At 36.3% G+C, this 26,074-nt stretch carries 27 protein-coding genes; 17 read left to right on the top strand and 10 right to left on the bottom strand.

What is annotated here, in order from left to right; genetic code table 11:
* The first annotated feature begins 5 nt into the window (after window positions 1-5).
* The 15 genes from AABK40_RS18240 to istB all read left to right on the top strand — a co-directional run bounded on the left by AABK40_RS18240 (window position 6) and on the right by istB (window position 14,745).
* On the top strand, window positions 6-443 hold the full coding sequence (locus AABK40_RS18240; protein ID WP_338398660.1) for a phage tail protein: 438 nt from the start codon (window positions 6-8) through the stop codon (window positions 441-443).
* Between the two features lie 4 nt (window positions 444-447).
* Window positions 448-933 carry a phage tail protein gene (locus tag AABK40_RS18245; RefSeq protein WP_338398661.1) on the top strand — a complete coding sequence of 162 codons (486 nt, stop codon included), beginning with the start codon at window positions 448-450 and terminating at the stop codon, window positions 931-933.
* Window positions 934-938: 5 nt separating this feature from the next.
* Window positions 939-1,100, top strand: coding sequence for a hypothetical protein (locus tag AABK40_RS18250; protein ID WP_338398662.1), 162 nt, complete (start codon window positions 939-941; stop codon window positions 1,098-1,100).
* A gap of 2 nt (window positions 1,101-1,102) precedes the next feature.
* Window positions 1,103-1,744 carry a CIS tube protein gene (locus AABK40_RS18255; protein ID WP_338398663.1) on the top strand — a complete coding sequence of 214 codons (642 nt, stop codon included), beginning with the start codon at window positions 1,103-1,105 and terminating at the stop codon, window positions 1,742-1,744.
* Window positions 1,745-1,750: 6 nt separating this feature from the next.
* On the top strand, window positions 1,751-3,487 hold the full coding sequence (locus AABK40_RS18260) for a phage baseplate assembly protein V (RefSeq protein WP_338398664.1): 1,737 nt from the start codon (window positions 1,751-1,753) through the stop codon (window positions 3,485-3,487).
* Window position 3,488: 1 nt separating this feature from the next.
* Entirely contained in the window at window positions 3,489-3,776 is a 288-nt protein-coding gene (locus tag AABK40_RS18265; RefSeq protein WP_338398665.1) for a PAAR domain-containing protein, read from the top strand.
* A gap of 1 nt (window position 3,777) precedes the next feature.
* Complete coding sequence (locus AABK40_RS18270) at window positions 3,778-4,164, top strand: GPW/gp25 family protein (protein WP_338398666.1); 387 nt, start codon at window positions 3,778-3,780, stop codon at window positions 4,162-4,164.
* Between the two features lie 5 nt (window positions 4,165-4,169).
* On the top strand, window positions 4,170-7,793 hold the full coding sequence (locus AABK40_RS18275) for a hypothetical protein (protein ID WP_338398667.1): 3,624 nt from the start codon (window positions 4,170-4,172) through the stop codon (window positions 7,791-7,793).
* A gap of 4 nt (window positions 7,794-7,797) precedes the next feature.
* The gene (locus AABK40_RS18280; RefSeq protein ID WP_338398668.1) at window positions 7,798-8,541 is read left to right on the top strand and encodes an adhesin; all 744 of its coding nucleotides are present in this window, start codon (window positions 7,798-7,800) and stop codon (window positions 8,539-8,541) included.
* Window positions 8,528-8,680, top strand: a complete 153-nt coding sequence (locus AABK40_RS18285) for a hypothetical protein (protein ID WP_338398669.1) — start codon at window positions 8,528-8,530, stop codon at window positions 8,678-8,680. Before AABK40_RS18280 ends, AABK40_RS18285 begins: the two co-directional genes overlap by 14 nt.
* A 6-nt stretch (window positions 8,681-8,686) precedes the next feature.
* Entirely contained in the window at window positions 8,687-11,278 is a 2,592-nt protein-coding gene (locus AABK40_RS18290) for a hypothetical protein (RefSeq protein WP_338398670.1), read from the top strand.
* An 87-nt stretch (window positions 11,279-11,365) separates the two neighbouring features.
* Window positions 11,366-11,863: a helix-turn-helix domain-containing protein gene (locus AABK40_RS18295; RefSeq protein WP_338398379.1), complete on the top strand. Its 498-nt coding sequence runs from the start codon at window positions 11,366-11,368 to the stop codon at window positions 11,861-11,863.
* Window positions 11,864-11,942: 79 nt separating this feature from the next.
* Window positions 11,943-12,371, top strand: a complete 429-nt coding sequence (locus AABK40_RS18300; RefSeq protein WP_338398671.1) for a transposase — start codon at window positions 11,943-11,945, stop codon at window positions 12,369-12,371.
* 124 nt (window positions 12,372-12,495) lie between these two features.
* Window positions 12,496-14,013, top strand: coding sequence for an IS21 family transposase (istA, locus tag AABK40_RS18305; RefSeq protein ID WP_338398672.1), 1,518 nt, complete (start codon window positions 12,496-12,498; stop codon window positions 14,011-14,013).
* A 9-nt stretch (window positions 14,014-14,022) separates the two neighbouring features.
* Entirely contained in the window at window positions 14,023-14,745 is a 723-nt protein-coding gene (gene istB, locus AABK40_RS18310; RefSeq protein ID WP_338398614.1) for an IS21-like element helper ATPase IstB, read from the top strand.
* A gap of 150 nt (window positions 14,746-14,895) precedes the next feature.
* Here the strand turns inward: istB and AABK40_RS18315 are convergent, their stop codons facing one another.
* Window positions 14,896-15,525 carry a transposase gene (locus tag AABK40_RS18315; protein WP_338397052.1) on the bottom strand — a complete coding sequence of 210 codons (630 nt, stop codon included), beginning with the start codon at window positions 15,523-15,525 and terminating at the stop codon, window positions 14,896-14,898.
* 94 nt (window positions 15,526-15,619) lie between these two features.
* Complete coding sequence (locus AABK40_RS18320) at window positions 15,620-16,102, bottom strand: helix-turn-helix domain-containing protein (RefSeq protein ID WP_338398673.1); 483 nt, start codon at window positions 16,100-16,102, stop codon at window positions 15,620-15,622.
* A gap of 50 nt (window positions 16,103-16,152) precedes the next feature.
* On the opposite strand from AABK40_RS18320, the gene AABK40_RS23890 reads away from it, so the two are divergent.
* Both AABK40_RS23890 and AABK40_RS18325 read left to right on the top strand, forming a co-directional pair.
* Window positions 16,153-16,380, top strand: coding sequence for a transposase (locus AABK40_RS23890; protein ID WP_421953322.1), 228 nt, complete (start codon window positions 16,153-16,155; stop codon window positions 16,378-16,380).
* A 406-nt stretch (window positions 16,381-16,786) separates the two neighbouring features.
* Window positions 16,787-18,463, top strand: coding sequence for an IS1182 family transposase (locus tag AABK40_RS18325; RefSeq protein WP_338397725.1), 1,677 nt, complete (start codon window positions 16,787-16,789; stop codon window positions 18,461-18,463).
* A gap of 140 nt (window positions 18,464-18,603) precedes the next feature.
* On the opposite strand, the gene AABK40_RS18330 is transcribed toward AABK40_RS18325, so the two are convergent.
* The 8 genes from AABK40_RS18330 to AABK40_RS18365 form a co-directional block, all read right to left on the bottom strand.
* Entirely contained in the window at window positions 18,604-19,065 is a 462-nt protein-coding gene (locus AABK40_RS18330) for a DUF6985 domain-containing protein (RefSeq protein WP_338398674.1), read from the bottom strand.
* Between the two features lie 10 nt (window positions 19,066-19,075).
* Window positions 19,076-19,369 (bottom strand): hypothetical protein, encoded by a 294-nt coding sequence (locus tag AABK40_RS18335; protein WP_338398675.1) that lies wholly within the window; start codon window positions 19,367-19,369, stop codon window positions 19,076-19,078.
* Window positions 19,370-19,584: 215 nt separating this feature from the next.
* Entirely contained in the window at window positions 19,585-20,130 is a 546-nt protein-coding gene (locus AABK40_RS18340) for a hypothetical protein (RefSeq protein ID WP_338398676.1), read from the bottom strand.
* A gap of 268 nt (window positions 20,131-20,398) precedes the next feature.
* The gene (locus tag AABK40_RS18345; protein ID WP_338398677.1) at window positions 20,399-21,109 is read right to left on the bottom strand and encodes a hypothetical protein; all 711 of its coding nucleotides are present in this window, start codon (window positions 21,107-21,109) and stop codon (window positions 20,399-20,401) included.
* Between the two features lie 159 nt (window positions 21,110-21,268).
* Entirely contained in the window at window positions 21,269-22,060 is a 792-nt protein-coding gene (locus AABK40_RS18350; protein ID WP_338398678.1) for a hypothetical protein, read from the bottom strand.
* A gap of 1,411 nt (window positions 22,061-23,471) precedes the next feature.
* Window positions 23,472-24,182: a hypothetical protein gene (locus tag AABK40_RS18355; RefSeq protein WP_338398677.1), complete on the bottom strand. Its 711-nt coding sequence runs from the start codon at window positions 24,180-24,182 to the stop codon at window positions 23,472-23,474.
* A 160-nt stretch (window positions 24,183-24,342) separates the two neighbouring features.
* Window positions 24,343-25,110, bottom strand: coding sequence for a hypothetical protein (locus tag AABK40_RS18360; RefSeq protein WP_338398679.1), 768 nt, complete (start codon window positions 25,108-25,110; stop codon window positions 24,343-24,345).
* Window positions 25,111-25,605: 495 nt separating this feature from the next.
* Window positions 25,606-26,061 (bottom strand): hypothetical protein, encoded by a 456-nt coding sequence (locus AABK40_RS18365; protein ID WP_338398680.1) that lies wholly within the window; start codon window positions 26,059-26,061, stop codon window positions 25,606-25,608.
* Window positions 26,062-26,074: the final 13 nt, after the last annotated feature.

Here is a 26,074-nt window from a genome sequence, read left to right on the forward strand (position 1 = left end):
AGATTATGGCAAATGAACTTTGGCCAATACCTAAGTTTCACTTCACTGTTGAGTGGGAAGGTGGGGAATCAGGTTTCCAAGAGGTATCAGGGCTTGAAATGGAATCTCAATTCATTGAATATCGCTCCGGAGACGACAATACTTTTGTCACCCAGAAAATACCAGGTTTGAAAAAACATGGTACCGTTACATTAAAGAAAGGTACGTTCCGTGGTGATAATCAAATGTGGGAATGGTTCACCGATGTACAAACCAATCCTAACAGACGGATGGATGTGACGATCAGTCTTTTAGATGAAGAAAATTCACCTGTGATTGTTTGGACGATCAGAAACGCCTTTCCCGTAAAGGTGACCGCTACCGACCTTAAGGCTGATGCTAATGAAGTAGCAGTAGAAACGATCGAACTAGCACACGAGGGTATAGAACAAGAAGCACAATAAACTTATGTGGAATAACCCCAATTTAGGTTTCCATTTTATTGCCAAGGTAATTGACCCAGTGGGATCAATTACTTTGGGTAATAAATTTATGCCTAATGAGTCGGATGCCCGTTTCAGTGAAATATCAGGTTTAGAAGCCGACGTTATAACGCAGGAAATTATTGAAGGGGGAGAAAACCGATTTACTTATCAGGTGCCTTCTGCAATAAAATATAGCCCATTGGTGCTTAAAAGAGGCAAAACCAGCCAGCATTCCGCTTTGGCCGCATGGTGTTCACGAACATTAGATTATGGTTTGATTGGTGTAGAGCTAAAACATATTGTAATTATGCTTTTAAATGAACACCAAGAGCCTGTGAATGCATGGATTTGTGAATACGCCTATCCTAAAAGCTGGAAAGTGAGCTCTTTCAATGCGATGGAGAATAATATTGTGGTCGAATCCATGGAGTTTGTATATCGAAAATTTCAAGCCATTCCTATTAGCTAACAAACATGATTGAAATTAAACAGCTCAATATTAACATAAAACTAAAATCAGAGCGCTCAAATGGAAAAAAGGAACATCAGGCCATTGTTGACTTGCCGATTAAGGATATAGTTCGTGAATCAACCCGACAAGTACTTAAAGAAATTCAAAAGAAAAAAATTCGGTAGATATGGCCTCTAAGCTTAAATTTTTTAACACCGCTGACCAAGCAGACAATAGTGCTTTTTCGGAAGTTTTAGTAAAAATAGAAAATAGAGAATATAAAAAAGGTAAAGATTGGCTTGAGGTACAAATCAATCCTGAAAACATTAGTATCAACTCAGCCTCAGTAACAAATAATCAAAACAAGATAGATACTCCTGTACAAGAGTTGAAATTTGAGTTAATATTAGATAATACAGGGGTAATTCCGGCGAATATGAATTACACCATCAATCAGTTTACTCAAAAATTTCATGAAATGTGTGTTGCTAAACAGAACTTATATGCACCCCCAATTTTCATTGAATGGGGAGACACCGTTGAGTTCATAGGAACGCTGGTACAATACAACATTCATCATGAACTATTCTCTCAATTAGGCTCCCCCCTTAGAACAAGGATTGAAACGACATTTAGAGGTAAAATATATAAAGAAAGTGATGGCATAAACTTCAGTAAAATTATCAATAAAGCTAAAGATATTATGGTGCAGCTAAGAAATGGAGATAGCATTAGCAATATAACCATGCGAACCACTGGAGACAGTAGTTTGATTGCAACAAATGCTAAATTAAATAACTGTTCTAGCTTAAGAAAAACTAAACCCTAATAAATAATGAACTTGAGAAACCGATGCCATCAAAAGTGTGAGATTAATATTAATGGGGTGCATAGAACTGAATTAGATGAGTTAATCGAACAAGTTTGCATTTATAAGAATATCAACCAATTAAATTACGCAGATATAACCCTTCGTAATGCCATCAAAAATAACAAGCGACAAGCACAAAAAATCTACGCAGAAATGCAAACTGGCGACCAAATAATTATTTCCGCTGTTGATACCACCGCTACAGAGCTATTTGAAGGTGTTCTTATGAGTATAAACCACCAATTCGATCAAGGAGAGTCAATAATTGTTCTTTCAATAATCGATCGAGCGGTAAAACTTAAAGGCAATAAAAATTTTAGAATTTTTATTAATAAAAGTGATGAAGAAATCATTCACCAAATTTGTGATGAACAGGAAATATCGCTTCAAGTAGATGCAATAACCCCTTCTCACGAACAATTGCTTCAATATCAGCAAACTGATTGGTCATTTCTATTGCAAAGAGCTAAAGAAACAGGTTGCTTTATAGCTAATAATAGGGGGCAACTTCAGATTTATCAACCACACAGCAGTTCGCTGCAGACCTTGGAAATTATCATAGATAAGTATGTAAAATATGACTTATCAGTCACCATCAATCAGCAAATAGAGGGATGTGCCGCTTATGGATGGAGTGCTGATGACCAAGAAATGGTCGAAAGTTCTACTGCTACAACAACACCATTGAAACATCCCCTCATTTCGGAAAAATCAGCGGAAATAGCAGGAGGTTCATCTTACAAGATCAGTAGCAATCAACCGCATGCAGTCGATCAGTTAGAAATGACAGCAACAGCAAAAGAACAACTTCGGAAGCTTGATCAAATACAAGGGACTATAACAATCCCTACTACCGAAGATATTCAAGTGGGCTGCATCGCCTGCCTCGAAGGTGAGGATCATGCAATGCAGGGCGAAATGTTTGTTGGAGGAGTGATGTATACCTATGAAGAACACATGTGGATTAGCCAGTTACAAATAGGCCTTCCTGAAGTTCTCGACCAAAACCAGGACGAGGCTTTAAACGCTACATTCATTGGGATTGTAAAAGCCTTAGAGGGTGACCCAATGGGTCAATTTCGTATTGCTGTCACTTTACCTTCCTTCCAACAGGACGACTTTCAGGTTTGGGCCCGTATGGCGCACCAAAATGCTACTCTTTCTGCTGGAAGCTGGATCATACCTTCAGTAAATGATGAAGTATTATTGACATTTCTTGATGGCAAAATGGAAAGTCCAGTAATAATAGGAAGCCTCTACAACAAGGTGAATACACCTTCTGATGATTTCATATTAAATGACGACAATTTTATAAGAGGATGGCTTAGTCCAAATAAATTAAAAATAATTATGGATGATGAGCTTAATGCCATCACAATAGAAACTACATCAGGCAACAAAATTACCCTCAATGATAAAGAAGAGTCCGTTCAAATCAATGATATGCATGGCAATGAGAGCATTTTAAACAAGGAAGGTATTAGTTTGCACGCCGTTAAAGATATTAACTTTACGGCTAAAGCGGATATCAATCTAAGTGCAGCTGGAAAGCTCACAGTTGAAGCCTCACAGGATATTGCTATTGAAGGTATGAACATCAACCATAAGGCAGCGTCTACATTGGTGGCAGAGGCTGCAAATCTTGAGCTTAAAGGATCAGGGCAAACGATTATTAAGGGTGGAATTGTAATGATAAATTAATATGGCTTTTGCAGCAAGAATATCAGATAATCACCTGTGTCCTATGACTTCAGGGCCGGTACCTCATGTCGGTGGGCCGATCAGCATAGGAGAAGCGACCGTCTTAATTGAGGCCATGCCGGCGGCACGGGCAGGAGATTTAGCCGTCTGTATTGGCCCTCCTGACACCATAGCCAATGGGTCCGCGACGGTCTTGATTGGTGGCAAACCAGCAGCAAGAATGGGGGACAGCACTACCCATGGGGGGACTATTGTAACCGGTGCTACAACCGTAATAATTGGAGGGTAATATGGATAATAATTTAGGAACAGGATGGGCATTTCCTGTAAATTTTGATCAGGAGGATACTATCAAATTAATTAATAGTAAGGAAGATATTGAACAAAGCCTTCATATTTTATTATCAACAAAGCCTGGAGAGCGACCACTATTCTTTGATTTTGGCTGTGATCTTCACCGGATGACCTATGAGAATATTAATGAAGAACTAAAAATAGCTATTCGAAAAATCATAGCCGAAGCTATTAATAAATTTGAAAAAAGGATTACATTAAATGATATTATCATTGATGAAAATCAAAGCACGTCAGGTCTCCTTAATATTATGATTGAGTACACCATCAACCAAACACTACTGACAACAAGTTACATCTACCCTTTTTACTTTGAAAATTAATGGCCATGAATATTGACTATACAAACCATAGAGTAGGTAGTGTACAAGCAGAAAGAAAATTTACTGCCTTAGACCCAAACTATGTCAAAATTGATGAGCTTCAGACTCATGACCTTCTATATATAATAAAAAATTTCTCGAAAATTATTTCGTATTATAAAAATGGCAGAACATCTAACCTCTATATAGATAATATCCTTAAAGATGAAATATTTGTGCTTGCTGAGATTATAAATTTTGAGGATCATATTCTAAGTGAAAAATTCATATCCTCTTTCGAAAAGTTTAAAAAATTTAACCGCCCAGAAAAAAAGGACAAATACAAAAATCTATGCTTCACAAGCATATTTGAGGGGGCCAAAACACTCAATAAATGGGTTATTTTCTTGAAAGAAAATTATCCTGTATACAATAAAGAATCAAATATATTATCAACTATAAGAGAAAGTATTAGTAACAAAATTGCCCCATTATGGGCAACATTCATACAAATGTATGAGCCAAAATTTATAGAAGATTTTGACCTATGCTGGAAAGAAACACATGAAACTTCACAAAATAAAAATATCAATATTGAGGATATTTTTAGTAATATAATTGATGTATTTATTCAATTAAAGCAAACAGCCCCTTCTCTATTGCTTTACTCACTTAATGAAAACACCCATAAACCACATATCAGCCTATTACTGACATTTTTAGAATTCTACAAACTACCTCAAAAACAAATCAATAAACTTGGTCTCATCCACTTAGAACATTATTATAAAAAAATCCTTCAGCAATCACCTTACAGCCACCAACCGGATCGTACCTATATTCAGATAAATTTGGATCGAGGAGCTAAAGCAGTGCGTATTAAGCAGAGTACACCTTTTGTCGCCGGTGAAACCAAAGAAGGGAAAAAACTATTATATAGGGCTGAATACCCTACTATCATCTCACAAACAAAAGCCGTTCAAGGTATCGTTTTCCATAAAAGCAGCTCCATTAAATTATATCTTGGTGAAGAACTCCAACTTGTTAATGGCCTGTACAACACACAATTTAATATCCTTGATTACGAGCAAAAAAGCCCCACAAAACAGGCTATTGCCATTCCACCATTTGGGGAAGAACAACAAAAAGATTCTGATCAAAGCTTTCAAATGGAAAAGGCAAATATGGGTTTGGCCATTGCAAGTCCAATATTTCGTTTATCTGAGGGGGAAAGACATATATGCATCCGCTTTATATTAACCGAGAGTTCCTTTATACACTTCAAACAATTATTAAGTAAGCTTAAAAGCGAGGAAAAGGAAAGTGAAGATAGCCTGTATGCTAAGGCAATTCTTGAAATATTCGATTTATACATCACAAGTCCATCAGGTTGGCACACTGTAAGCGAGCAAAAAGTAAATGTTCACACCCATGATTGTTGTTTAGAGATTAACTTATACCTAAAATCGACGGATCCTAAATGGGGGGATTACAATGCGGACATACACTCGAAAGGCAAAGCAAAAAACTTTCCGATGATCTACTTAAAGGTAAGAAGTGATAATTATATCTATGGATATAGCCTATTACAACCTTTACAGTTTTCCTCGATCAAGATCAAAGCTAATGTTCAGGCTGTCACTCAAATGAACATCTTTAATCAAATAGGTAGAGTCAATCATGAAAGTCCCTTTCAAGCCTTTGGGCCAACACCCAAAAAAGGAGCGTACTTACTAATTGGGAACAATGAAATTTTCAATAAAAAGCTTGATAGCCTATCCGTAAATATCTATTGGTTTCAGCTACCAGAAACAGCAGAGGGGCTATTCGGAATATACAAAAATTACCCGCAAAAATGGGATAATCGCTCCTTTAAAGGAAATATATATATACTCCAAGATGGAAAGTGGGTAATCCTCCCTCAAGGATCGCAGTACTTTTTTCAAACGACAGATGCACAATATCCTGATCCACAAGCCAAAGGACCATTACAAAAATATACACAATGGAAGTTCGATCAACTGTCTAAATTAGAAATACCACATCAATTTGATAACATTAACCAACAAGGAAGCTATGATAAACTTTCTAAAAGAGGTTTTATTAAAATTGAATTAGACCAACCTAACGAAGGCTTTGGCCATCTCGTGTATCCGGCAATTCTTACAGAAATAACTACACATAACGCCCAAACTTCGTTTTTTAAAAAAGCAAAAAAGAAGGCCGTACCTGACCATCCATACACGCCGCAAATAGAGGGGATCTCTATCGATTACACTACAAGTCAAGAAATTCATGGACTCAATGAAGCTTTTGTAAACGGAAGAAAAAACCTCAACTTTGAATTATACCATTTTCACCCATATGGCCATGAGCGCGTATTTCCGAACAATAATTCAATAGCACCAACTTTCTTACCACAAATTAATTATGATGGCGCTTTGCATATTGCCTTGGAAAACATCAATCCACCTGAGACCATTAATCTGTTCTTTGAAATGACGGAGGCTTCCAATGCCACCTCAGAGGACAATCCTCCGTATATTGAATGGGCATTTTTATCTGAAAATAAATGGCATCAAATTTCCTCCGATGCCATACTTCTAGATACCACACAGGGATTCCTAAAAACAGGTATAATACAGGTTAATATACAACAAAATATCCCTCAAAAGCATACAATTTTTGACCAACAATATTTTTGGATACGTGCAAGTGCAACTGGAAATATCCATGTAAGTTCAAAAATTAAACAAATCAGCACTCAATTTATTAGTTTGAAAGCAGATAGCAATACTAATATTGGCGAAAAATACACTAGCCAACAACTACCTCCTTATCAAATCAAAAGAGGGCTAACACATATAAAAGGGATCAGGAATATAAAACAACCGCTCCCATCTTATGATGGTGTACCTGAAGAACAATATAAAAACTTTACCTTTAGAATCGCCGAAAGACTTCGACATAAACAACGCGCAATTACATGTTGGGATTTTGAAAGATTAGTCCTTGAAAAATTTCAGCAAATAAACCAAGTACAATGTTTACCAAATCTAAGCACAAAAAACGCCGAGGTCACCAATGCGGTCCTAATCATTGTCAGTCCTTACACTATCCAAAATAATAAGCTAGTTTCAAGTGAATTGCTTTTTCAGATTAAGGCCTATCTATGCAAATTAACCTCTTCCTTTTGTCAAATCGAGGTCAGTAATCCTACTTACGAGAAAATAAAGGTTTTGACTTCCGTAAAGTTCAAGGAGGGGCATCATAATGGTGCCTCAATTCTGAAACTTCATCAGGAAATCTCAGCCTTTATCGATGGTCCATCGGTTAACGACCGTCCATTAAATTTAGGGGGTCACTTAAATATGACAGACCTAAAGAGCTACCTTGGAACTTTACCTTATGTTAATTATTTGACAAAATTCTCAATCGTACAAACAGCACAAAAATACAACGGACAGTATACACTAATTGATACTGCTCGCATGAAAGGTGATCAACTTAAGGCTACACATCCATGGAGTATATTAATTTCTGCCGATAACCACCAAATTGAATTAATCTCCGATGAATACGATACGTCTGCACAACAAGCAGGAATTTCACACTTGGCCTTAGGAGATGATTTCATCATTGAACAATAATACTATGAGTTTGAAGAATAGAGCCACACTTAAAGATTTTTTTAACAGAGGAAAATTACCAACAGCGTCAAATTTTCATGACTTAATAGACTCTGTGGTCAATAAAGTCGACGACGGAATGTCTAAAACAATGGAGGACGGGTTAATGTTATCTGCTGTAGGAGCCTCCGAAAAACTCATCTCCTATTTTAAAAATATCGAAGACAGAAGCCCAGCATGGAATGCCGCCGTAGATAAGGCTACAGCAAGCTTACATTACAAAAATGCTCAAGGGGATCCTGTTTTGAGCCTTAGCCAAAATGGTAATGTAGGTATCCAAAACCGCAACCCTTCCTTTGCACTCGAAGTCAATGGGGTCATTGGTAGCCCTGCCAGAGAGGGAACCGCTTACAGAGGGCATATCCCCGCTGATGGAAAATGGCATACCATCGTAGGAGACCTTAATGGATGTCACCTATTTGAGGTTGTCGCTGGAGTAGGGAAAAAGAAAACCGGCCGATATGCAATGATTTACGCAAAAGCAATGAGCACTTATGGAAAATCAAAAAATACTATAGAAGCTACACACGCACATTACGGCATACGTCTTAATAAAATTCAATTAAGATGGACAGGAGAAACCTATAATTACCAGTTACAGATGCGCACCCGAACAGATTACAATGGCGCTTTTCATATTCAATATCACATTGCAGAACTTTGGCAAGACACCTTCATGGATAATTGTATAATTAATGAAAAAAAGTAAAGAATTAAATATCAAGATCACACATCAAGAGGCTACTCTCATTTTTTCAGCCCTTGCGAAAAGACCTTTTGAAGAGGTCTTTGAACTAATTGGTAAATTAAACTTTCAAATCACCGAACAAAGTAGTAAAGAAGTATAAGAAGTCATGGACCAAGTAAAAAACATATTGGATTTCAAAGAAATTTTTAACTACGGTAGAAAATTATTAGGAGAATTTGGGGGAGCATACTGGACAGACCATAATATTCACGATCCAGGGATTACGGTATTGGAGCAATTAGCCTTAGCTACCGCAGATATGATTTATCGAGCGGAAAGAAATCCAGGACAGACTATTTTTCCTTTTGAGAATATACAAAACACACTACTTTCTGCTGAACAATCATTTCCATCAGAAGCTGTTACTGAAAATGACCTTCGAAAGATTATTTTTGACCAAATTCCTGAAGCCAGAAATGTTTGGGTAAGAAAAGTTGAGGATGCAAATAAGATAAAGGGGCTATATGATATTTTGGTGGATATTGACAAGTCTGACCTGATCACCACTACAGAACTGTCCATAATTAAGCATAAAATATCTCAAATTTTTCATCAACATAGAAATCTTGGAGAAGATTTAAAACATGTAATTATCCTTGAGCATTTACCGATAAACTTATCAGGGCAAATTGAGATTGAAGACCACTATCAAACTGAAACTGTATTGGCTAATATATATGCACAAATTGAACTCTTCATTCGTCCAAAAATGACCTATTATCACTCTAAAGGTGATAATGGGCATGGATTAAATTTAGCACAAAAACTAAATGGCCCTCTACTCAAAAATGGAATAATTTTAGATAAACAACTTAAACCCAAATTAAATCGCATACTTTCATCGGAAATTATGAAAATAATTCTGGATACAGTAGGAGTGAAACGATTGAAAAACTTTAAAATCGAGAGTAACAAAACTGTTTTTGTAGATCAAATAGATATACAGGGAAATGTCAAACCAACATTAACTTTGCCTCTTCAAACGGAAGACTATAAACTTCAAGTCAAAAAGCAGAATGAAGGTTATACCCCCATTGATTTTGCTACGTTTTTTCGAAAATATAAAGAAAAATCAAGTTTAATACCTCCAACACCTAATACCACCACAAAAGAGGTAGAAAGAGCGGAAAAAAAAGAAGATTTGGCATTTTATCATTCTATTCAGCATGATTTCCCTTCTGTTTATCGCCTTGGAGAAGATGGCATAGGGGCTAATGCTCCCCAATATAAAAAAGACACTGTTTTACAATTAAAAGGATATTTACTGCTATTAGAGCAACTGATGGCAAATTTTTTTGGACAACTTGAGCATGTAAATAAATTATACTCATACAGTGATATTGACAATAGTACTTACAATTTTATTCCAATGAAAGGTATTCCATTATTTGAAGAGCTAATTCAAGGGGCTAATCAAGATCAATACCCACTTCTGTTAAAAAAACTTGGAGAAACGATCGACAATAGACAATTACGAAAAAGTAGATTTCTTGATTATCTTTTAAATATTTATGGAGAAGAAGTTCCAAATTATTTAGATCATACATCAGAATTTATAGGTAAAAAGAACCTTTTCAAGCACTTAAAAGAAATTCAACTAAATAAAAATAAAGGATGCAAAACTGTCGATCAAACTTATATACCAGCAGGAATTATTCAAAAAGTCAACCACTTTTTTAACCTTAATTCTCAAGCACTTGTTTGCATGAATGACTATTGCATTACATCAGATAAGGAGGTAAAGCTTGAGAGTCTAAAAATGCCAATTCATACAGACGTAGATTTTATCGATGAAGATGATCTTATTGAGGTAAATATAGATCCAAAGTTTAGATTAAAGAATCAAGATATCCCTGACTGGGTGCTTCAAAGTGGCAAAGACTTGTCAAATTATTTACTTAATTTTAAAGATGGAAAAGTCGTTTATTTACAACACCACCAAACTAAAAAAATTTATAAGTTGGCAGTTTTACGCAATAAAAAAGATGCCATAAACTATATTTATAACTCACAACACCTCCTAAACCACCTCAATAAAATATCGAACTCAATATCGATGATTGAGCATATTCATTTACGACCCCAATCTGGGGAGGAAAATTTTGGGATCATTTTAAAGGATGAAAACGATAAAAATGCATTAGCTTCAGTAAACACATATTCTATTGAAAATAGAAGTAAAGCAAAAGATCATATTTATGATAGTCTTAAAGTATCATCGAATTTTAAAGTTATAAATAATGGGGATCAAACATTCTCAATTTCCTTTAAGGACCCAAACCACGATATAGAATTTGAAGGTATAAAGAAAGAAATATCAGTCGAAATTGCGCATCAACAACTTGATCGAATCGTGTATTATTTTAAACATGTATCAAAACATGTTTTTGAAAAAAAAATAATTAATTATTTCTTTCAGTACCAAAATGGGAAAAGAGTAAATGAACAAGCTATTAATTATTCATGCACAGCATTTTTCCCTCTTTGGCCCTCCCCGATATCCCAATCCTCATATCAAGAAAAAATAATTAATTATATATATGAGCATAAACCAGCTTACGTAAGCATATACTTTAAAGGTTTAATTTATCAAGATTGGATAATCTATATGAAGGAAAAAAATAACATGCTATTTTCAGAAAATAATGCAACGAAGCAATCCGCAAGACAAGCATTAACGAATTTAGTTTTCAACTGAAAAAGTAAAAACGGACACTATCCCACAAAGTGTGTAAACTAGTGCAACAGCCCTTAAATTTAGCATGATTTTTTCTTGAATCACTATATGGGAAGAAAAACATCTATTGTCATTGATCTGACGGAGCGAGAAAAGACACTACTATTTAAAATTATTGGTAGTGGGAAGACGCCTTCAAATATTCGTCGCCGAGCCTCATTTGTTTACCTTTTTCATCAAGGGTTAAGCTTTAAAGAGATTTGTAAAACTGAAAAAGCAGATCCCAACACAGTGAAAAGATGGCTTAACAAATGGGAGGCAATCAATGAGTTAGATGAAACCCAAAATAAAATAGGAGACGCTGAATTTATCCGACTTATTCATGAACGATTAACTGATTCTAAAAGAAGCGGAAGGAAACCTCGTTTAACTGTCGAAGAAAAAATTCGAGTGCAAACATTGAGTTGTGAAGACCCTCAAGATTATGATGTTCCAATCACTGAATGGTCTCATGAGTCTTTGAGTGAGCAAGCGAAGAAAATGGGAATCGAAATCTCATCAAGTCATGTTGGTCGACTTTTAAAAAAACGAATTAAGTCCTCATAAAACTGAATATTGGATACATCCAAAAATAGGTGACCAACAGGAGCATAATGACCGTGTTTCTGATGTTTGCAGTGTTTATTTGGAGCAATCAGACGACGTTGTGACTATTTCTGTGGATGAAAAGACGGGTATTCAAGCTAAACAAAACATAAAAATAACCACGGCGAAAAGCGGTCAAGTTAAGCGAGTAGACCCAGAATACAAGCGGAACGGAACGACCTGTTTAATCGCAGGCATGAATATAATGGACGGCGAGGTCACCAAATATCAACTTGGACAGACTCGGAATGAGGAGGATTTTTGTAAATTTATAGAGTCGATCATCGATAAATACCCTAACAAAAAAATCGTTTTTGTTGCAGACCAACTTAATACACATAAATCAGAGTCATTAGTCAAGCTCATTGCTGATAAAATAAATTATGACAGTGATTTAGGTAAGAAAGGCCGGTGGATACAACGGAGCAAGCTGACACCCCCTAACGCTCCGATTTTTGGACGAGAATAACGGAGCAAGCTGACACCCCTATTGTTGAAGAATTAATTGCACTATACCAAGTATAATGTCGGTAAAAAATACTTTTTTGGGTAATCAACCAAAAAGTATAGGCATGGCAGGCAAACCGATCACTATGAGTAAATTACGCCAGATTATTCGGATGCTTCATCAGGGTCGCTCACAAAAGTCGATTCACCTAAGCACGCGGGTGAGCATCAACACCATCAAGGCTTATCGACGCAAGCTAAAAAAGTCAGGTAAGCCGATTGACTATTTTCTGAGTCAGGATGAATTATCGCTGAGTAAGTTCTTTTCTTCGGGCGATCCGGCCTATAAGGATATTCGTTATGAACAAATGAAGGAGCTTTTACCCAGTTTATCGCAAGAGCTTGGCAAGAAAGGGGTTACCAAGGGACTGCTTTGGCAGGAGTATATTGAAGGGCATCCTGATGGCTACAAATATTCGCAATTTTGCTTTCATCTCAGGCGTTATATGCGTCAGAAGCACCCCAATTTACCTCTGGATCACCTTCCGGCAGACAAGCTTTATATCGATTATGCAGGTGCAACTTTACCTTATATTGATGCCGAAACGGGTGAGGTGATCAACTGCCAGGTCTTTGTGGCCTGCCTTCCGTACTCGGATTATTGTTTTGCGATGGCCGTTCCGTCGCAGACGACCGATGACTTTATTTTTGCGCTAAAATGCTGTTTGGAGCATCTTGGGGGTGTTCCGAAGGCGCTTGTGCCGGACAATTTGAAAGCGGCAGTAGTTCAAACCAACCGTTATGAGCCCAAGATCAACAGGGTTTTGGAGGATTTTGCGAACCATTATGGGACCGTAGTGGTACCGGCACGTCCGAGGAAGCCACAGGACAAGGCTTTGGTCGAGAACCAGGTCAAGTTGATCTATCAACGAGCCTATGCCAGAATGCGTAATCAGCAATATTTCAGTCTTCAGGAGCTCAACAATGCCCTTATTTCTTACATCGGAAAACACAACCAAACGCGGATGCAGAAACGTGATTACTGCCGAACAGAGCAGTTTGTTTCCAAGGAAAAGCCACTACTTTCACCGCTTCCCGATCAGCCTTTCGAGATCAAATATTATCGAAATTACACTGTTGCGCAGAACGGACATGTGCTCATGGGCATCGATCAACGGCATTACAGCGTCCCTTTTGAATACATCGGGCAGAAGGCTCAGCTGATTTATACCGATACGATTGTCAATATTTTTGTCCAGTCCAAACTGGTTGCTACCCACCGAAGGAATAAAACCAGTGGTTACACAACCAACAAAGACCACCTGTGTTCGCAGCACCAACACTATCGATCCCGCAGTACGGATAACTACCTGAAAAAGGCCAGTATGTGCCCTGAGCTGGAACGGATGATGGAGGTGATGATCTCAAAAAAACAATATCCTGAGCAGCTTTTTAGGAGCTTTGACGGCTTACTCAACCTGATGCGATCCTACCCTAAAGAGCACTTCGAAACGGCCATTAGGATGGCTATTGAGGCAGAGCAATACAACTATACTTTTGTCCAGAATGTACTACGAAACAAAACCTATATCAACAGCAGTCCACCACCTCAAACCCCTTTGCCCCAACATGAAAACACCCGAGGAAAATCTTATTACAACTAAACCAACATTATGTATTCATTAATCGAAAAACAGCTATCAGAGCTTTCATTCAAAGGAATGAGCCTGCAGTGGGAGACGCTCAGGCAAAGCAAACAGCTTCATGAATTGAGCCTTACCGACGGGCTGAACCTGCTGCTTCAGGCAGAAGCAGACCACCGGCAGACCAACAGGGAAAAACGCCTGATAAGGACAGCTAACTTTCGCTACCAGGCCAGTGTTGCCGAGCTACACTTTGATACCAACAGAGGGCTTGACAAGGGGCAGGTTATGCAACTGGCTACCGGAGAGTACATTGGAAAAGGACAATCCGTACTTGTAACTGGAGCCACCGGATGTGGTAAAAGTTTTGTTGCCTCAGCGTTGGGCTATCAGGCATGTACCCAAGGAAATAGCACCCTCTATTTTAACTTCAAAAAGCTGATGGCCAGTCTGAAGGTTGCCCGAATAGACGGTACGATTGCCAAATTATTTGTCAAACTTGCCAAAGCCGACCTGCTCATAATCGATGACTTTGGTCTGCAAAAACTCGACGCACAACAGCAACAAGACCTAATGGAGGTGATTGAAGACCGACATGCTCGAAAGTCCACCATTATCATCAGCCAGATGCCCGTAAGCGACTGGTATGAGATCATCAACGAACGAACCATCGCCGATGCTATTTTGGACCGTTTGGTACATACCTCCCACAGGATAGAATTAAAAGGCGAAAGTAGGAGAAAATTAAGTTAACTTGAAAACAAACTTCTGCCATTCCCCGAACTGAAACAGGGGGGTGTCAATATGCCCGTTAGGGGGTGTCAATATGAACGGTATATCCAGCCGGTGTGGAATATTAAAGACGATGAAGTCTAGTGCGATAACCCTTAAATACCACCCGATTTAAAACCCACCAAAACACCACTCAATTGGCTTTTTCCATCTTTCATTGTAATACTCAATATAGTTGGTGATTTTTCTTTCTAAATTAGGGACCGAGTTAAATTGCCCATTACGAATTACATGCTTCTGTAAACGGCCAAACCAATTCTCTATTTGGTTCAACCAAGAGCAATGTTTTGGAGTATATTGAAATCTGATTTTATGGTCTTTATCCTCTAAAAATTCCATCCTGGACTTCATCGTCTTTAATACTCCACACCGTCCTTTCTTACCTAAATCACTGTCATAATTTACTTTATCAGCAATTAGCTTGACTAATGACTCTGATTTATGTGTATTAAGCTGGTCTGCAATAAAAACGATTTTTTTGTTAGGGTATTTATCGATGATTGACTCTATAAATTTACAAAAATCCTCCTCATTCCGAGTCTGTCCAAGTTGATATTTGGTGACCTCGCCGTCCATTATATTCAGGCCTGCGATTAAACAGGTCGTTCCGTTCCGCTTGTATTCTGGGTCTACTCGCTTAACTTGACCGCTTTTTGCTGTGGTTATTTTTATGTTTTGTTTAGCTTGAATACCCGTCTTTTCATCCACAGAAATAGTCACAACATCGTCTGATTGCTCCAAATAAACACTGCAAACATCAGAAACACGGTCGTTATGCTCCTGTTGGTCACCTATTTTTGGATGTATCCAATATTCAGTTTTATGAGGACTTAATTCATTTTTTTAAAAGTCGACCAACATGACTTGATGAGATTTCGATTCCCATTTTCTTCGCTTGCTCACTCAAAGACTCATGAGACCATTCAGTGATTGGAACATCATAATCTTGAGGATCTTGGCAGCTTAATGTTTGCACTTGAATTTTTTCTTCGGCAGTTAAACGAGGTTTCCTTCCGCTTCTTTTAGAATCAGTTAATTGTTCATAAATAAGTCGGATAAATTCAGTATCTCCTATTTTATTTTGGGTTTCATCTAACTCATTGATTGCGTCCCATTTATTAAGCCATCTCTTCACTGTATTGGGATCTGCTTTTTCATTAGCACAAATCTCTTTGAAGCTTAACCCCTTATTAAAATGGTACACAAATGAGGCTCGGCGACGAATATTTGAAGGCGTCTTCCCACTATTAATAATTCTAAATAGTAGTCTCTCTTCTCGCTCCGTCAGATCAATGACAATAGATGTTTTTCTTCCCATACAGTGATTCAAGAAAAAATCATGCTAAATTTAGGGGGTGTAGCACTAGGATGGAATTTTTAGAGGATAAAGACCATAAAATCAGATTTCAATATACTCCAAAACATTGCTCTTGGTTGAACCAAATAGAGAATTGGTTTGGCCGCTTACAGAAGCATGTAATTCGCAATGGGCAATTTAACTCGGTTGCTAATTTGGAAAGAAAAATCACCAACTACATTGAGTATTACAATGAAAGATGGAAGAAGCCAATTGAATGGTGTTTTGGCGGATTTTAAACCGTGTGGTATTTAAGGGTTGTAGCACTAGATACCTGTGTTGAAAAATATGATGCTGATTTAATTTGGTCTAAATTTTCAGATACTTTCCTTAAATAGTCGTTCTGATTAATTGTAGAATTACATCCAAACAATGAAATTACTAAAATCAAAATAATTCCGTTTTTCATTTTATATCGTTTAAAGTTAATCTGTAGTCTTTCCCTGCTTTTGCACACAACGTTTAGTATATGGCAAGTAGGGCAGTAGAAAGCGATGAACTTTCGAATTTGCACTGAGCCAAATCGTTGTATTTTATTTTTACCTTTTCATCTTAAAAGGGGCTGTCGCAGATTCTCAGCCCTTCGTTTCAAAATAAATGTCATGGAAATTAAGTATATTAAGGTATTAAAAAAAGTACTTTTCCATGATCAAGAAGAAATTCAAATCTTACCAAAAAGATCAGGTTAGCCTGTTTCCTCTGAGTTTTGGGGAGCTGGTTCCGCCAGGGCATATCGCAAGGGTGATTGATTGTTTTGTTAATGGGCTGTCAATGGATTTGTTGGCTCGTTACTTTACAAATCAAGGAGGGAACGCTCCCTATAACCCTCGTATGATGATGAAGCTTTTGCTTTTTGGTTATCAGAGTGGAGTTTTCAGTAGTCGCAAAATTGAGGCATTTACCTATGAGTCGATTCCGTGCCTTTGGCTTTGTGGTGGCGAGCATCCTGATCATGCGACGATTGCTCGATTTCGGAGTCTCTATTTTCTCGATATTTTTCAGGATGTCTTCGTTCAGCTGATTCTTTTACTTGTGGAGAAAGGGCTTGTGAATCTTGAGGACTATGTGCTTGACGGCACTAAGCTTGAGGCTGATGCGAACAAGTATAAAATGGTCTTTAAGAAAAATGCATTTCGATACAGTAAGATGGTTCGTGAGAAAATCATAGCACTCTTTGCTGAGATAGATGAGATCGAAAAGCAGTCGGAGGAAGAGGCTAAAAAGGGGCATAAAATGGATTGTGAAGATTTCTCAAGTGAAGAGGTTTATGCTAAAGCACAAGAAATTGAAAAGTCAATTAACGAGGATTTGCCACCGAAGGAAAAGAAGAAAATCGAAACCCGATGTAGGCATCTGAAAAAAGGAGCAGATAAGCTAAAAGGTTACGAAGATCAGCTTCAAGAGCTTGGAGAGCGGAATTCTTACTCAAAAACAGATATAGATGCGACATATATGCGGATGAAAAATGATGAGTCGCGTCCAGGATATAACGTGCAAGTGGGTACAAACGGAGAGTTTATTACTGGGGCTACAGCTCATCAAAATGGTGGTGATTCAGCGTGCACGATAGATCATTTAGAGGAGCGATCAAAGATGCTTGAACAGGTCAACTTGGATTCAATGCCAGAGACTTTGACGGCTGATGGGGGCTACGGAACAGAAGCTGTATTTGATTATTTAGAACAAAACGGGGTGAGTCCGAACGTTAAATTTACAGGTTATTACAAGGAGTCGAAGAAGACATTTAAGGAGGATATTTCGAGGTGGCAGAACATGCTTTATCATGAAGAGGGTGACTATTATGAGTGCGCCAACGGTCGGAAGTTAACGTGGAAAAAGCATAATATTGTAACAAACAAAAGCGGTTATGAATCACATCGGGATGTATATGAATCAGCTGATTGTTCGGACTGCCCGTTTAGGGAAAAGTGCTTTTCGATGAAGGGTAAAGTTAAGCAGATTGTGGTAAACAGGAACTTTCAACGGCACAAAGAACGAGCCCGACGAACCATCAAATCCGAAGAAGGAGGAGAGAAAATGAGAATGCGAGGCCATGATATCGAGACGGTATTTGGCCACATCAAACACAATTTAAAATTCAAAAGATTCATGCTACGCGGACTTGAAAAAGTCGGTGCAGAACTTCTATTGCTTTCACTTTCTTACAATCTTTCGAAAATGGCCAAATACAGTAAAAAGGCCTTAATTCGAGTTTTACTTTTTGTGTTTTTCGGAGAATGGATAAAAAAAGGCTTCAAGAGGTTCGAATTTCACTCTCAAAGCCTGTTTTTTATTCAAAATCAATTTTTGTACAAATTTTAAAAATCGTGGTAAAATTCCATTTTTACCCGATTTTTGAAGGGTTATGCGACAGCCCCGGTGTTTCAAATAACTACTGAACTTTCCAAACCCACTAATCGCCCTATTTGCTATATACAGTGTTACCAGCTTTTTCTTTATCCTTAATCTTCATAGTGTCCATCATGTCCGCTGGCTCTTGTCAGACTTTCTCCATTTTTAAATACAAGTTGAAGTCCGTGTTCTTCTTCCCAAGAACAACCGCATGACACACACAAATAATACTTACCCTCATCTTCCCAGTCAATTATTATTTCATTAGGATTTACGAAATTCCATATATCACTCATAGAGGAAATGTTTAGGTCTTTGCAATATCCATGTTTTAAAGTCTGGGCATAGTAATCGTATACAATTTGACTATCAGCCAAACGCAGCTCTTTGTCTTTGTTTAGAAAGCTCTCCAATACCTTGTCAGCTTCATTTAAATATGGTTCATACTTTGCTTCTACAAAACTTACTTTGAGCTCTTTGTTGTCAAAATATGGAATTGAAATTGGAACGCTCTCAAATAAATCCTCATCATAATCACATGGCAATAGTTCGCCTGTTATTCTTGATTTCATATCGCTTTAATTAGTCAGTGTTAATTGCTGCCAAAACCTCAAATTTGATTCGGTTTTGACTTGATGTAGAAGCCGATTTAGTAGTAGATGCTCCTGCACTAAAAACTTGAACGACAGAAACCTTTCCTCCTAAATCATCTTTGTTTTCTTCATTAGAAGTTATCGCAATGTCAAAGTCAATTTTCGTGTATTGATTTCTTACTCCTTCTAAGGAATTAGATTTTTCTTTCACATAGGAATTCCCTTCCAAGATTCCATCTGTGATTTGTTTGATTGTTTCTGATATAAAATCTTTTAATTCCATGATCTCTTATATTGCTGGTAACGGTTAGTATAAGAAACGTAAGTGATTTCGAAGCTCTTACCTGTCAAGTTGCACTGAGCCAAATTTGCGATTAGACACAAATTTAGAGTTTCAAAACTAACCGTCAAATCGCAGATTTGGCGGAGCTGAATAAATGAGAAAAAGCCTCGTTAACCACTGAGACACTTATGTTTTTTATACGTTGTTGGCGTGAGTTATTCCTTAATTTCAATCATTAATTCACTATCCTTTAGCAATTCTCTAATCAGATTAAAGCTATCCCTTGAGATAAATCCAATCGCAGAATCACTTTTTATTGTCAAGCTATAAATGACATAATCATCTGTATCAAAAATACTATTAACATTGTCAATTGAGTATTCAACGTCTTTGTTGTCATATATTTGAAAATCTAGCTGAGGTCTTAAATGGTTACAATCATAGTTTATTAAAAGAACACTGATTTTTGACCATAAATCATCTTGATTATTAATCTTTCTCGTCAATTGAAGGTAAGATTCTGTTATTAAATCATAGAAAACATAGGTGCCAATATTTTTGCTTTTTTTGTCTAAATGACTCCTTTCGCTATCCATATAACCAAATCTATATTTGCTGTTTTCAAATGCAGAGTCCTTATCATTCGTAATCTTCAAGAGAGTTTCTTTCATAAAGTCTCTTTGATCTTGATGTGGTATAATCAAATCCAAGGCTTTGAGTAACTCTTCCGTGCTGTTATTTTTCTTTTTAAAGCCAAACATGTTTTTATCTATTCATAATCAAGCAGGTCAATTTAAATTGACCGTTTGTTATCGTCTTGTTTATTCACGCCAACGTTCTGTGTATGGACAGTAGGGCAGATTCGAAGCACTTCACTTTCGGTTTACCACTAAGCCAAAACAAACGTTTTTGCTTTTAATTTTCTTTTTGTTAAACGTCAAAACTTTGTTTTGGCGTTGCCTGCTCAAAGAACAGGTCTTTCAATTTATCTCCAAACGCCCTATTGGCTATACACTTTGTTGGGCAACGTTATTTTATTTTAACCTTTTCTATAACATGGCTGTATTTTTCGCCAATTGATTTTAGCAATTCATTAATGATTCGAACTGTGTTTTTTAGACCAATATCCATTACAACAGAGTAGTGAGCATCACTTTTGGTCAGACTCGATATAAACTCAATCTCTTTCCCTTTTTTATCCTTATTCCATACACGGTGAAAATCTTGAAGAAAGTCGTTCATAGAGTTAATGGTTTCTTCAGGTACGTCCGCTTTAAAAAATACTTCTAATTCAACATCGGGAATCAATAGGTAGAAATATTCCGCATTAAACCCGAATCCATTTTTTTCTGCTTTACTTTTTTTATAAGGTGCAATATGAGGTTCTACTTTGTCTTTTAACGATTCGTCCTCCCATTTAAAATCAATTGAGTCAGAAGATACTTCACTTTTGTGAGCAAGTTCAAGTTCAAGTCCTATTTGATTAGTCTTCCAACTTATAGTTGTTGGTATAGACCATGAAGTTGGAGTTATAAACTCAATAGTGGCTATAACTTTGTCCTTTTCTTTTCGGATGTCCATAGGTATCATGCCAACCATTAGTTGAAAATTGTGTTTTTGAAATTGTTTAATTCCAGTGTTATCACCTTTTTCCAATAGTTGTTGACTCAATTCTTTCTTGAAGGACTGGTGTAATTCTCCACCAAACTCATCAAAAAACATTGTCCAATCATATGCCATGTATATCTTTTTTTAATGTTGCCCAACGGTCTCGGCTATGAACAGTTGGGGATTTTATGCCCTTACTTTTCGGTCTGACACCGACCTTTGTTTTATGTTTATACTTTCGTTTTATAACTTTCGCCCCAATTGTTTATAGCCATTGTTGGCAACAGTTTTTTATTCATAATATTCATATTGATATTCTTCTTGTCGTATCAAATCTCCTTCTCTGTCTTTAGAAATAACTTTCATCAATAGTCCATTAGAATATTCATAAATACTTTGACTGAGTACAGTTCCTTTTTTGTCGGTCTTCGTATTTTTTAAAATCTGACCGATTTTGTTCCGTTCGTATTGAAAAATGATTGAATCCATATTTTGATAAACAAATTCACCATTTTCATACTTATACTTCAGTTTGTTATCAGCGTTAAATCCAAAGACTATTTTCCCTTTCTTTTTATAGAAGAATTCTATTTCGTTGTCAATATTGGTGACTTTACTTATTCGATTTTTTTTATAATGGTAGAATTGGGATTCCTCTAATAAAAAGTCAGCTGAGTTTGAACTTTTATAAAAATCCCGGCTTTTTATAAGTCTATTGTCAGAATCATATTCGTATTCGGTAAGGTCCTGGTCGTTTTCGTCTAACCAAGTCCATTCAGTTCGAATAGTTTGATGGTTGTCATTATACTTATAATTGACTTCCCAAGCTGCTGTTGAGTTATTATAAAATTCTTTTTCCCACACTATATCTCCATTTTTTGCGAAATTTTGAATTAGCTCAACATAGTTTTCTTTAATATCTCCTTTTTTGTCAAATTCCTTAGTAAGAACTTTTAATGACTTTACTTTATTATTCCTAAAAATTTCGTGGTACGAATTATCCAAATCATAGAAATCCTTTTCCTGTCCAAAAGATAAAACTGGAATTAAAAGAAGTAATATGAAGTTTAGTGTTTGGTTCATTCAAATTGGTGCCAACGGTGTGTATATGGTGCGATGGGGATTTGATCCTGCCGAAGCTGGCGGTTTATTTCCAAGCCCAAGTTTTGAATCTGTTATATTTGCTCTGCTAAACCGATTCAAAACTTGGGCGATGGTTGATTTGGATTTGAGGTTTCATCACCCACAGAACCCCCTGTGCACTATATATAGTGTTATCTCTTTTTCATCGTTCCTAATTTCATAGAATCGATGAGTTTTGTTCTGATAGTCTAATCGTCTTTCTATTCACGTAACTTATTATAAAATATAGGTTTCGATTTATTGATGTTAGGTGCGTCCAATTTTTACGTTTAGCGATCACCGTTGTTGAAAAAAATGTATGAAAGTCTGCGGCTTGAAACCATTTATGGTCACACTAAATTGAATTGAAAAAATGCTGAATCACGTTTAGCTGATATTCGATTTTTTACTTTGTAAATCGGAAGCCAAAAACCATTTATGGTCAATCTAATATTTTTGAAATTCCCAACCCTTCCGACACCCCAATTTTCAAAACAACGCTGAGTTAATTTTGACAAACTCTTGTTATACTTCTATTTATTAACACTTTACCTTAAAGTATTCACGCATATGTTCATTCTGATGACCAAGATAGACCGCTATTTTTAGCAGAGATAACGGTGTGTATATAGTGCGCAGGGGATTTTATCCTTCCAAAGCTGGCGGTTTATTTCCAAGCCCAAGTTTTGAATCTGTTTTATTTGCTCTGCTAAATCGATTCGAAACTTGGGCGATGGCTGATCTGAATATGAGGTTTCATCACCCACCAAAACCCCTGTGCGCTATATATAGTGTTGTTCCTTGTCTTTACGTCTTGCTTTAAGACTATGATTTTGTTATATCGATTTTCGTTGTTGCAACTTTCAACAACATTACAACCCGCTAATCTTTTCACCCAATCAATTATCACACGGCTGTGTTTTCAATCTATTTTAATTTTGCTCGATAACAAATGCTAAGGATTACCCCCCTTCTATATTCTTGAGCAAAATCCCTGTTGTAGTCGAGTCAATTTTAATTTTTGATACGTCTGAAGCATTTGAGTCTGCTCCTCTCCTACCAATCAAGTTTTCTACTACTGTTGAATCACTGCTTCGTTTTGATGATGATTGAAATTTTGGTATCCTCGTTTCGTTCTGTTTGTTGAAATCTGATGACCGACGTGGATTGGGAACAACGTTCTGTGTATGGACAGTAGGGCAGATTCGAAGCACTTCACTTTCGGTTTACCACTAAGCCAAAACAAACGTTTTTGCTTTTAATTTTCTTTTTGTTAAACGTCAAAACTTTGTTTTGGCGTTGCCTGCTCAAAGAACAGGTCTTTCAATTTATCTCCAAACGCCCTATTGGCTATACACTTTGTTGGGCAACGTTATTTTATTTTAACCTTTTCTATAACATGGCTGTATTTTTCGCCAATTGATTTTAGCAATTCATTAATGATTCGAACTGTGTTTTTTAGACCAATATCCATTACAACAGAGTAGTGAGCATCACTTTTGGTCAGACTCGATATAAACTCAATCTCTTTCCCTTTTTTATCCTTATTCCATACACGGTGAAAATCTTGAAGAAAGTCGTTCATAGAGTTAATGGTTTCTTCAGGTACGTCCGCTTTAAAAAATACTTCTAATTCAACATCGGGAATCAATAGGTAGAAATATTCCGCATTAAACCCGAATCCATTTTTTTCTGCTTTACTTTTTTTATAAGGTGCAATATGAGGTTCTACTTTGTCTTTTAACGATTCGTCCTCCCATTTAAAATCAATTGAGTCAGAAGATACTTCACTTTTGTGAGCAAGTTCAAGTTCAAGTCCTATTTGATTAGTCTTCCAACTTATAGTTGTTGGTATAGACCATGAAGTTGGAGTTATAAACTCAATAGTGGCTATAACTTTGTCCTTTTCTTTTCGGATGTCCATAGGTATCATGCCAACCATTAGTTGAAAATTGTGTTTTTGAAATTGTTTAATTCCAGTGTTATCACCTTTTTCCAATAGTTGTTGACTCAATTCTTTCTTGAAGGACTGGTGTAATTCTCCACCAAACTCATCAAAAAACATTGTCCAATCATATGCCATGTATATCTTTTTTTAATGTTGCCCAACGGTTTAGGCTATGATTTCGTTGTGGAAATTGTCTGCAGACATTTCCGCTTATGGAACCATGCCGGATTAAATGTAATTAAGTTTAAGTTTAGGACAAAGCCACAATGAATTATAGCCATTGTTGTGTGTAGTATTATCTCCATAGTCTTTTCCACCACGGTGTCTTAGACTCTAATTTGTTTTCGTTTGACTCGATAATTATTTCTTTCTCAATGCTCTTTATTTCAGAGTTGATATTATCTTTTTTAAGTTCAATTTCAGAATAATAATTGGCAGATTCTTTAAATTTTAAATAGTCTTTTTCATTTTCAAAATAAATGAATTGAATCCACTCTTCACATATATAAAGTAAATGACCTTTTATAAGCGCTCCATTCAATTTGGGCAATAATTCTTTTAAGATAAAACTTGATTTAAGTGTTCCATCTTCGAAATAGTCATCATGAGTTATTTTATATATGTTATCATTAACACTGAACTCTAACGTGACTGATGTTTGATTCTTATTTTCATCATAAGTTGATTCACTTATTATTTTGTAGACAAAATTATTCTTAGTAATTCTGCTAATTTCAGACAGCATTTTTGATAACGTATTTTCTTTTGATTCTGAAAAATAATTTTCAAATACAAAAGTTGCTATGTCATTACTTAGGTATTCATCTACACTATCAAATGATTTATTAGTTTTACCTCCTAATTCTCTAATAATAATATCAACGTAATAATTTTCTGAGAAGAAAGATGGAATTGTCAGATCAATATACCCTTTTTCAGTAGTGTTTACATAAAGTTTTAAATCTCTATAAAGGCAGTCCAAGTGGTCTTGGTTATAATTGATATTCAGCTCACTAATTTGGTTCAGTAATTTGGTGAAATTTTTATCTTCTTTATAAGTCATTATAGAATTATTTATACAGTCATTTATTACACACAACGGCTCGAATATATGTAGTGCGGGATTTCAAGGCACTTCACTTTCAAACCGCTACTTTATCTATTAATTGATCTAATGTTTAAATTAATTAAATCACCCCGCATTACGTATATTTATTGTTGTGGGTATGTTGCTTATTCATTTGTTTCAATTATTTCAGCTTCTCCAATCCGATTTGCTCCTTCATGAATCCACCAAATCCTACCAATTGAGATGAAACTTCTAATGTCGAATAAATCCAGAAATTCTATTTTCACAATGGAAGATTCTCCTAGCAAAATCCATTCTCTATTATTAAAAGTAATCTGCCCGATATACGTTTGTTTTAATTTACCATTCTCATATTCGAAACATGATTTGGTCTATATTCTGTTTTAATTCCAGTTACTCGACCACCTTTGTCAGTCGAGTAAAGTGTCAATTTTGCTTTTATATCAAAAGAGCCTGTACGCATAAATTTTATTCTCTTTTACTGAATTTATCCCAATACAATCGACAAATCGATTCAAGCTCCTCAATTGTCATAACGTTTTTATTATGGTCAAATAGTCTAAAATCATTTGCAGATATAATTAAATTTCCGCCACAATAGTCCAAGTCTGTATCATGTTGATTGCACGTAATCAAAACGTAATCATCTTCAATTTCAGAGGATAATATTTCCAAATCCACTTTTAAATACTCTTCATGGCTTTTGAATTCAATTTTCTTTAAGTCAATTGGATTCATCCATGGGTCAAAATCCAGTTTGTTTACACAAATCAAGTCGACATAAAAATTTTCAAAGTCTGGATTAATCAATTCTGCCAGATAATTACATTGAATGGTCAAGATCAATTTATTTAAATCACCTTGACAATCAACAATTCCTCCATCATGAAAAATTGAGAAAACATCTCTTATATTGTTAATCATAGTATCCATGTGC

This window comes from Persicobacter psychrovividus (assembly GCF_036492425.1).
GTDB lineage: Bacteria > Bacteroidota > Bacteroidia > Cytophagales > Cyclobacteriaceae > Persicobacter > Persicobacter psychrovividus.

Excerpts from the sequence above, each read along its gene's own strand:
- AABK40_RS18240 (WP_338398660.1), top strand. The coding sequence starts at position 6 with ATGGCAAATGAACTTTGGCCAATACCTAAGTTTCACTTCACTGTTGAG.
- AABK40_RS18245 (WP_338398661.1), top strand. The coding sequence starts at position 448 with ATGTGGAATAACCCCAATTTAGGTTTCCATTTTATTGCCAAGGTAATT.
- AABK40_RS18250 (WP_338398662.1), top strand. The coding sequence starts at position 939 with ATGATTGAAATTAAACAGCTCAATATTAACATAAAACTAAAATCAGAG.
- AABK40_RS18255 (WP_338398663.1), top strand. The coding sequence starts at position 1,103 with ATGGCCTCTAAGCTTAAATTTTTTAACACCGCTGACCAAGCAGACAAT.
- AABK40_RS18260 (WP_338398664.1), top strand. The coding sequence starts at position 1,751 with ATGAACTTGAGAAACCGATGCCATCAAAAGTGTGAGATTAATATTAAT.
- AABK40_RS18265 (WP_338398665.1), top strand. The coding sequence starts at position 3,489 with ATGGCTTTTGCAGCAAGAATATCAGATAATCACCTGTGTCCTATGACT.
- AABK40_RS18270 (WP_338398666.1), top strand. The coding sequence starts at position 3,778 with ATGGATAATAATTTAGGAACAGGATGGGCATTTCCTGTAAATTTTGAT.
- AABK40_RS18275 (WP_338398667.1), top strand. The coding sequence starts at position 4,170 with ATGAATATTGACTATACAAACCATAGAGTAGGTAGTGTACAAGCAGAA.
- AABK40_RS18280 (WP_338398668.1), top strand. The coding sequence starts at position 7,798 with ATGAGTTTGAAGAATAGAGCCACACTTAAAGATTTTTTTAACAGAGGA.
- AABK40_RS18285 (WP_338398669.1), top strand. The coding sequence starts at position 8,528 with ATGAAAAAAAGTAAAGAATTAAATATCAAGATCACACATCAAGAGGCT.
- AABK40_RS18290 (WP_338398670.1), top strand. The coding sequence starts at position 8,687 with ATGGACCAAGTAAAAAACATATTGGATTTCAAAGAAATTTTTAACTAC.
- AABK40_RS18295 (WP_338398379.1), top strand. The coding sequence starts at position 11,366 with ATGGGAAGAAAAACATCTATTGTCATTGATCTGACGGAGCGAGAAAAG.
- istA (WP_338398672.1), top strand. The coding sequence starts at position 12,496 with ATGAGTAAATTACGCCAGATTATTCGGATGCTTCATCAGGGTCGCTCA.
- istB (WP_338398614.1), top strand. The coding sequence starts at position 14,023 with ATGTATTCATTAATCGAAAAACAGCTATCAGAGCTTTCATTCAAAGGA.
- AABK40_RS18320 (WP_338398673.1), bottom strand. The coding sequence starts at position 16,102 with ATGGGAAGAAAAACATCTATTGTCATTGATCTGACGGAGCGAGAAGAG.
- AABK40_RS23890 (WP_421953322.1), top strand. The coding sequence starts at position 16,153 with ATGGAATTTTTAGAGGATAAAGACCATAAAATCAGATTTCAATATACT.
- AABK40_RS18325 (WP_338397725.1), top strand. The coding sequence starts at position 16,787 with ATGATCAAGAAGAAATTCAAATCTTACCAAAAAGATCAGGTTAGCCTG.
- AABK40_RS18330 (WP_338398674.1), bottom strand. The coding sequence starts at position 19,065 with ATGAAATCAAGAATAACAGGCGAACTATTGCCATGTGATTATGATGAG.
- AABK40_RS18335 (WP_338398675.1), bottom strand. The coding sequence starts at position 19,369 with ATGGAATTAAAAGATTTTATATCAGAAACAATCAAACAAATCACAGAT.
- AABK40_RS18340 (WP_338398676.1), bottom strand. The coding sequence starts at position 20,130 with ATGTTTGGCTTTAAAAAGAAAAATAACAGCACGGAAGAGTTACTCAAA.
- AABK40_RS18345 (WP_338398677.1), bottom strand. The coding sequence starts at position 21,109 with ATGGCATATGATTGGACAATGTTTTTTGATGAGTTTGGTGGAGAATTA.
- AABK40_RS18350 (WP_338398678.1), bottom strand. The coding sequence starts at position 22,060 with ATGAACCAAACACTAAACTTCATATTACTTCTTTTAATTCCAGTTTTA.
- AABK40_RS18355 (WP_338398677.1), bottom strand. The coding sequence starts at position 24,182 with ATGGCATATGATTGGACAATGTTTTTTGATGAGTTTGGTGGAGAATTA.
- AABK40_RS18360 (WP_338398679.1), bottom strand. The coding sequence starts at position 25,110 with ATGACTTATAAAGAAGATAAAAATTTCACCAAATTACTGAACCAAATT.
- AABK40_RS18365 (WP_338398680.1), bottom strand. The coding sequence starts at position 26,061 with ATGATTAACAATATAAGAGATGTTTTCTCAATTTTTCATGATGGAGGA.